Consider the following 6,313-nt stretch of genomic DNA (forward strand, 5'->3'; position numbering starts at 1 on the left):
CCGGCTAGCCGCCGATCGAGAGCAACTGGTCGAAGAACGCCCGGTACCCGCGCAACGCCTGCCGCAGCCCCTCGGTGTCGGACGTGTCGCCGAGCCGCTCGTCCAGTTCGCGTTTGCGCTGGTCGTAGGTGGCGGTCAGCTGGTGGATGGTGTCGCCGAGCAGCTCGTCCGCGCGAGCGACCGCGTCTTTGGGGTTGTCGACGAAGGTAACCTGCACTTCCCGCCACTGGGTGCGCAGGCGATCGAGATCGGCATCGGGCAACAACGGCGCAGGCCCGCCCGCCGCGGTTTCCGCCGATGGCGCACCTTGGGCGGCGGTTTGCCCGGTCGTCCCGGTGTCGCTCCACTCGCTGTCGATCACATCCCGTCGCGAGGCATCCGCGCGCGCCGGCTCCGATCCGGGCGCTGCGGGCGTGTTCGATTCGGGCGCCGTACCGGTGGTCTGCGCGGGCTCGGCCTCGCCGATCCCGCGGGACGCCTCGGTCTGCCCGGGATCGCGCCGCGCCGCTGCCGTTTCGCCTGCCGGTCCGGCTTGCCGACCACGGTCCGCCTGCTCGGTTCCTCCGTACTGCGACTCGACCCGCCGCTCAGCCGCTGTCGGTGAATTCTCTTCCGCCCCATCGCGATAGGGGCGACGCTCGGATTCGGTGCTCATGCTTTCACGTCCTTCTTGCCTTCGCCGCCCACGCCGATCAGATCTTCGAACACTTCTCGGTAGTGCACGATGGCTGTGCGCCGGTCTTCCGTGGATACCGCCGTGCCTGCGGGGCGGGTCGCGATGTCGTGCGCGGCGCGATAGTGGCCCAGCGGCTCGGCATGCTCCACGGAAAGATCAGCCACCTGCTGCTCGTAGTTCTCCGTGGGGTAGCCGCGCTCGGACATGATCGTGGTGACGAGGCGGTCGGCTTCGGTCAACGCCCCGGCGGGGTCGTCGATGAATCGCTCCTGCACCTCTACCCAGCGGGTGGAATAGACCCGCTTCTCGTCGTCCGACAGGTCGCGTAGCCGCAGTTGCGCGTGCCTGCGCTCGCGCTCTGCCAGTTCCCGCTCCGCGGTCTTGCGATCCTCGTGCTCCTGGACCGTCCGGTCGTATTCCGGGCCGAATCTGCGGCGTAGTCGCTGTCTGCGCAGCATCGGCCACACCAGGAGCGCGACAACGGCCGCGACGACGACAATGGCGATGACGACGATGATTACCCATACTCCAGCCGACATCTGAACCTCCTTGTCGAGCTTGTCCGCTGGGGTAATGCCTCCTGACCGTGGTCCCAAACATATGTTCGCCACGAGGCTTCGACGGGGTCGGGTCAGCGAACCAGAACTCGTTCGCGGCGGCGACCTGTTCCTCGTCGAGCCCGACGCCGAGACCGGGGCGCGACGGCAAGGTGCGCAGCTTCAGGAAGAAGCGTTCGGGCCCGGCGGCGCGTGGACGGGGCCATCACGCGGGACCGAGAGCCGGTCCGCGCCGGATACGAAACCGCGCGGGCGCCCCTGAGGGCGAAACGAGCGGCTTTCAGCGACAGTGCTGGTGAGCAGGTCCAGGCGGTGCATTCACCGAGGTAACCGGCTCACGCCCAAGCCCGTTGCCTGGTCACCACGGGCAGTGGCGGGATGAGTTTGTCCCAGAATTCGCGGCGCACCGCGTCCCAGAGCCGCGTCAGCTCCGGAAGAAGTTCTCGTGCCTGCGCGAGGTCAGGGTAGTTGCCGGGGCCGAACGCGACCAACGGAGAAGCATCCGATGCCTTGTCCACGGCGACGATCGCGATAAGGTGGTGGTGAACGAAACGCCACGTCACGCATACACCGTCGACTTCGGTATGGCGTATGTCACTCATCGTCGGAACCCTGGCGTCGTACGCTCGGCTCGCACTTGCGCCGATCCGCGCCCCCGGCCGTATTCCCCTCCGCGCCACCTGCCGGGCCGTCGACTCGGCACGGTCGCGGTGAAGTGACCGTAGTGCACGCTATGGCTGTTCTGGTTCGTTTCGAACATGGGAAATCCTGTTTCGATCGTGACGCCGCCGCGTCCCGGTGCCCAGAAAGGCAGTTCCACTCGTCTGAACATAAGACATTAGATTTCATAGTTCAACGCGTGGCAGGTAATGATTGCGTTAAGTTCACTGCCAGGCCGGTATGCGACCGAGACCTCCGGGGCGAAGTCGGAGCCCCCAGCGCCAGGCGCGACCGCGATCGGCGGCGGACCCGGGGGCAGGATCACTCATTCGCAGCGTGTACCTCTAACTCTAGAGTTCATAGTTCAAGTGTTCGTTGGCTAGGATCGAGGTACATCCCCCACCGAGGAGTCGCGTTGTCCAAGCAGGAGAGCGCCGGATTGACCGCTCTCGGCGCCGTGCTGGCCCCCCTCGAGGGCGGCGGCCCGAAGACCGAGGCCGTGGTGCAGCGACTCTGTGCCGCCATCAGCCTCGGCCTGATGGTCGACGGCCAGCAGTTGCCGAGCGAGACCGATCTCGCCGGTCAGCTCGGGGTGTCGACGATGACCCTGCGCGAGGCACTGGCCGTGCTCCGCCAGCAGGGAATCGTGCAGACCAAGCGCGGACGCGGCGGCGGCAGCTTCATCCGCGGTGCGGCGGAGATCCTCGAGAGCAGCTCACTGGTGCGCTTGCAGGAGATGAGCATCCAAGAATTGCGCGATCTGGGGGACGAACACTTCGCCGTCACCGGAGCCGCCGCCGTGTTCGCCGCACGCCGCGGGTTGCGAGCCGATATCGCGCGGCTGCGATCCCTGGCCGACCGGCTGAAGGACAGCAGCGAGCCCATATCGGCCCGCCGGGCCGACAGCCGCTTCCATATCGAAATGGCGGTGTGCGCGCAATCCACCCGTTTGACCCGCGCCCAGGTCGCGCTACAAGCCGAACTCTCCGCCCTGCTCTGGTTACCCCGACTGAAACTCGACCCCACCGCCGAAGCCACCGTGCATCGCGATTTGGTGGACGCGATCGAAAGAGAAGACGACGCCCGGGCGAGGGAACTGGCAGAATCACAAATCGAATCACGCATCCGCCGCCTCGTCGCCCTACGTTTGGAGCTCAGTTGATCAATGAGGGATACCGATAGTTCTTCCACCCCGGTGACCGTCGAATCGCTCGTCCACGCCGTCACAGAACTGGCCGAGGAGGTCTACGAATCGCTGGGCATCATCGGGGCCGAATTGGCGGCACTGTGGGCGAGATCGACCGAGAAGCTGCAGCGCCCGCCCCGATCGACCGACCTCGCACCGCTGCGCGACACCATCGTCGGCGAGCTCGAGCGGCGTGGAAAACTGCTCGAAAGCGCGGGCGTGGTGATGGCCGACGGCGTTCTCGCGGATCGCCCCCGATTCCTGGAGTGGTGGTTCCTCGACACCGACCGCGGACCGCAACGTCTTGTGCTGGAATTGAATCCGCACAATGAGTACTTCTACGACTACACGGCCATGGACTGGTTCACGATTCCGCGCGACCAGGGTCGGCGCTGGGCGTACGGGCCGTCCGTCGATTACGCGTGTACCGATCAGTACGTCTGCACCTTCGCAATTCCGGTGACGATCGATTCGGGAGCCTTCCTCGGAATCGCCGGTGCCGATGTTCCGGTCGCTTCGATCGAGGAAGTCCTGCTTCCGCGATTCCGGGCATTCGGTCAGCGGGTGGTGCTGGTCAACAGCGAGGGGCGCGTCATCATGGGCACCGATCCCGCATTCACCACCGGATCCAAGATCAGCCGCATGGCCCGATCCGCCGCGGCGATGCCGATCGAGGCCACGTCGTGGTCGTTGCAGCCGCTGGACTCACACTGACGCGACGCGACAGCGCTGCGGGGCGCCCGCCACGAGCCGGATGGCACGCGGTGCGCCCCGATGAATGGGGTCGTGCGGCACGGAGGGGTTCGCCGAATACTCGTCCCCATGAAGGCGATCACCGCGGGCCTCCTTGCGCCGGCCACACTCCTCGCACCACTGTCGACCGCGCACGCCACGCCATTCGAGCAGGAGGCGAACATCGCGGAACGGCAACCGTTGTAGACGCAACCCGAACTATCGCCGTGATCGCCTGTCGGGCTTGCCATCTGGGAATTTCGGGCGGAATCTTCGCGGCGGAGTCGCATTAGCCACGGAAGCAGTCGACCGGAATCATCGTCTGGGTCGGTGCCGCATTGGCACACTTGATCAGTGAAAGGTGTGAAACACAGCATAATTCGCCGGCGCCGCCGTATGCCGTGCCGTAAGCGGGTTACCGGCTGTGTACTGTCCCGACGGGGCCGAACAGTCCGGGACTTCTCGCGAGAGAGCTCCCGGGCTGTCTGCGACACCAGTGCGAGCAAGTAGCGAGGTTGTGGGTTGGATCGTTGGTGTGCGGCCGCGAGCGCCGGCACCACCTGAAGGAGAAAGCACGGAAATGAAGATGGACCGCCGTTCTGCGCGTGGAAACCGCCGTCGCCGTTCCGGCGGTCTGCTCTTCGGGCAACTGCTCACAGCCGCGGTCGAGTCCGCCGCCGACACGGTGGCGATCCGGTTCAGTCCGACCGGCGATCCCGCCGATACCACCCAACTGACCTACCGAGAGCTCGACGAATCCTCGTCGCGGCTGGCGCGGGAGTTGATCGACCGGGGATTGGGCCCCGGCGACGTGGTGGCGATCGGCATTCGGCGCTCGATCGAGTCGGTGCTGTCGGTGTGGGCCATCGCCAAGACGGGCGCCGCGTATGTGCCGATCGATCCCACCTACCCACCGGAGCGGATCGCCTACATGGTGTCCGATTCCGGAGCGGCACTGGGTCTGACCACTTCCGCGTACCGCGAAGCGCTGGGCACGTCGATCCCGTGGATCGAACTCGACGACCCGCAAGACCGGGAACGGATCGAACGGCGGCCCGCGCACCCGGTCTCGTACGCCGATCGGGTGCGACCGCTGACCGAACAGCATCCCGCCTACGTCATCTTCACCTCGGGTTCGACCGGTCGGCCCAAGGGAGTCGTGGTCACCCACTCCGGATTGGGCGCGATGGTGGCGTCCGAACGGGAGCGCTACGACGTCACCGAGGGCTCGCGGGTGATGCACATCTGCTCGCCGAACTTCGACGTGTCGGTACTGGAATTGCTGCTCGCCTTCGCCACCGGGTCCACCCTGGTGATCGCGCCGCCGACCGTATTCGGCGGATTCGAACTCGCCGATGTGCTGAGGCGCGAACGCGTCACGCACATGCTGATCACGCCGGGCGCTCTGGAATCGGTCGATCCTGAGGGGCTCGCGGACCTGCGCGTCGTGATGGTCATCGGCGATCGGTTCGGTCCGCACCTGGTCAGCCGGTGGAGCGGGAACGGCCGCGCGATCATCAACGGCTACGGCCCCACCGAAGCCACGGTCATCGCGACCAGCAGTGCGCCGCTGGTTCCCGGCGAGACCATCACCATCGGCGGTGCGATACCGGGCTTCGGTCTGTTCGTGCTCGATTCCCGCTTGCGCCCGGCCCCGGCCGGAGTGATCGGCGAGCTGTATCTGTCCGGCCCCGCGCTGGCGGAGGGCTACCTCAACCGGCGCGGTCTCACCGCGGCGCGTTTCGTGGCCAACCCGTTCGGCGGCGAGGCGGGCAATCCGGGATCGCGCATGTACCGCACCGGCGACTTGGCCCGCCGACTCGGCGGGGGCGGCATCGAGGTATTGGGACGTTCCGATTTCCAAGTGAAGGTCCGTGGTTTCCGCGTCGAACTCGGCGAGATCGATGACGCGCTGAGCCGCCATCCGGATGTCGAGTTCGCGGTGACGTTGGGCAAGCGGCAGCAGAACGGCACGACCATGTTGGTGTCCTACGTGCTTCCCGAGGCGGACGCGGTGGGCTTCGGGGCCGAGTTCGACACCACGGCGCTGCTGGACTTCATCTCCGAGTCGTTGCCGGGGTACATGATTCCGGCGTCGATTGTGGTGTTGGATGAGATTCCGTTGACGCCGGTGGGGAAGTTGGATCGGGCGGCGTTGCCGGAGCCGGTGTTCGCGGTGCGGGCGTTTCGGGCGCCGTCGACGCCGGTGGAGGAGATCGTGGCGGGGGTGTTCGCGGCGTTGTTGGTGGCGGAGGAGGACGGCCGCGTGGGTGCGGATGACGACTTCTTCGAGTTGGGTGGGAATTCGTTGTTGGCGGCGCAGGCGGCGGCGCGGATCGGTGCGGCGTTGGATGTGCGGGTGCCGGTGCAGTTGTTGTTCGAGGTGAGCACGGTTGCGGGGTTGGCGGCGCGGGTGGAGGCGCATGCGGGGTCGGCGGCGGGGCAGGCGTTGCGGGCGTGGCCGCGGCCGCAGCGGGTGCCGTTGTCGTATGCCCAGCAGCG

Annotated in this window: 6 protein-coding genes; 3 read left to right on the forward strand and 3 right to left on the reverse strand. The window is 66.7% G+C overall.

Features of this window, described 5'->3' with window-relative positions; translation table 11 throughout:
* Positions 1-4: 4 nt before the first annotated feature.
* The 3 genes from ACFV2O_RS34835 to ACFV2O_RS34845 all read right to left on the reverse strand — a co-directional run bounded on the left by ACFV2O_RS34835 (position 5) and on the right by ACFV2O_RS34845 (position 1,835).
* Positions 5-655: a hypothetical protein gene (locus tag ACFV2O_RS34835; protein ID WP_379255951.1), complete on the reverse strand. Its 651-nt coding sequence runs from the start codon at positions 653-655 to the stop codon at positions 5-7.
* The gene (locus ACFV2O_RS34840; protein WP_355079429.1) at positions 652-1,215 is read right to left on the reverse strand and encodes a hypothetical protein; all 564 of its coding nucleotides are present in this window, start codon (positions 1,213-1,215) and stop codon (positions 652-654) included. The genes ACFV2O_RS34835 and ACFV2O_RS34840 overlap by 4 nt, the downstream gene beginning before the upstream one ends.
* A 353-nt stretch (positions 1,216-1,568) precedes the next feature.
* On the reverse strand, positions 1,569-1,835 hold the full coding sequence (locus ACFV2O_RS34845) for a hypothetical protein (protein WP_355079431.1): 267 nt from the start codon (positions 1,833-1,835) through the stop codon (positions 1,569-1,571).
* Between the two features lie 131 nt (positions 1,836-1,966).
* On the opposite strand from ACFV2O_RS34845, the gene ACFV2O_RS34850 reads away from it, so the two are divergent.
* From ACFV2O_RS34850 to ACFV2O_RS34860, 3 genes are all read left to right on the forward strand, one after another.
* Positions 1,967-3,055: a FadR/GntR family transcriptional regulator gene (locus ACFV2O_RS34850; protein WP_379255953.1), complete on the forward strand. Its 1,089-nt coding sequence runs from the start codon at positions 1,967-1,969 to the stop codon at positions 3,053-3,055.
* A 3-nt stretch (positions 3,056-3,058) separates the two neighbouring features.
* Positions 3,059-3,793 carry a cache domain-containing protein gene (locus ACFV2O_RS34855; protein WP_379255954.1) on the forward strand — a complete coding sequence of 245 codons (735 nt, stop codon included), beginning with the start codon at positions 3,059-3,061 and terminating at the stop codon, positions 3,791-3,793.
* 598 nt (positions 3,794-4,391) lie between these two features.
* A partial coding sequence (locus ACFV2O_RS34860) for an amino acid adenylation domain-containing protein (RefSeq protein ID WP_379255955.1) occupies positions 4,392-6,313 on the forward strand: 1,922 nt, incomplete at its 3' end.

Source organism: Nocardia sp. NPDC059691 (assembly GCF_042733915.1).
Classification (GTDB): Bacteria; Actinomycetota; Actinomycetes; order Mycobacteriales; family Mycobacteriaceae; genus Nocardia; species Nocardia sichangensis.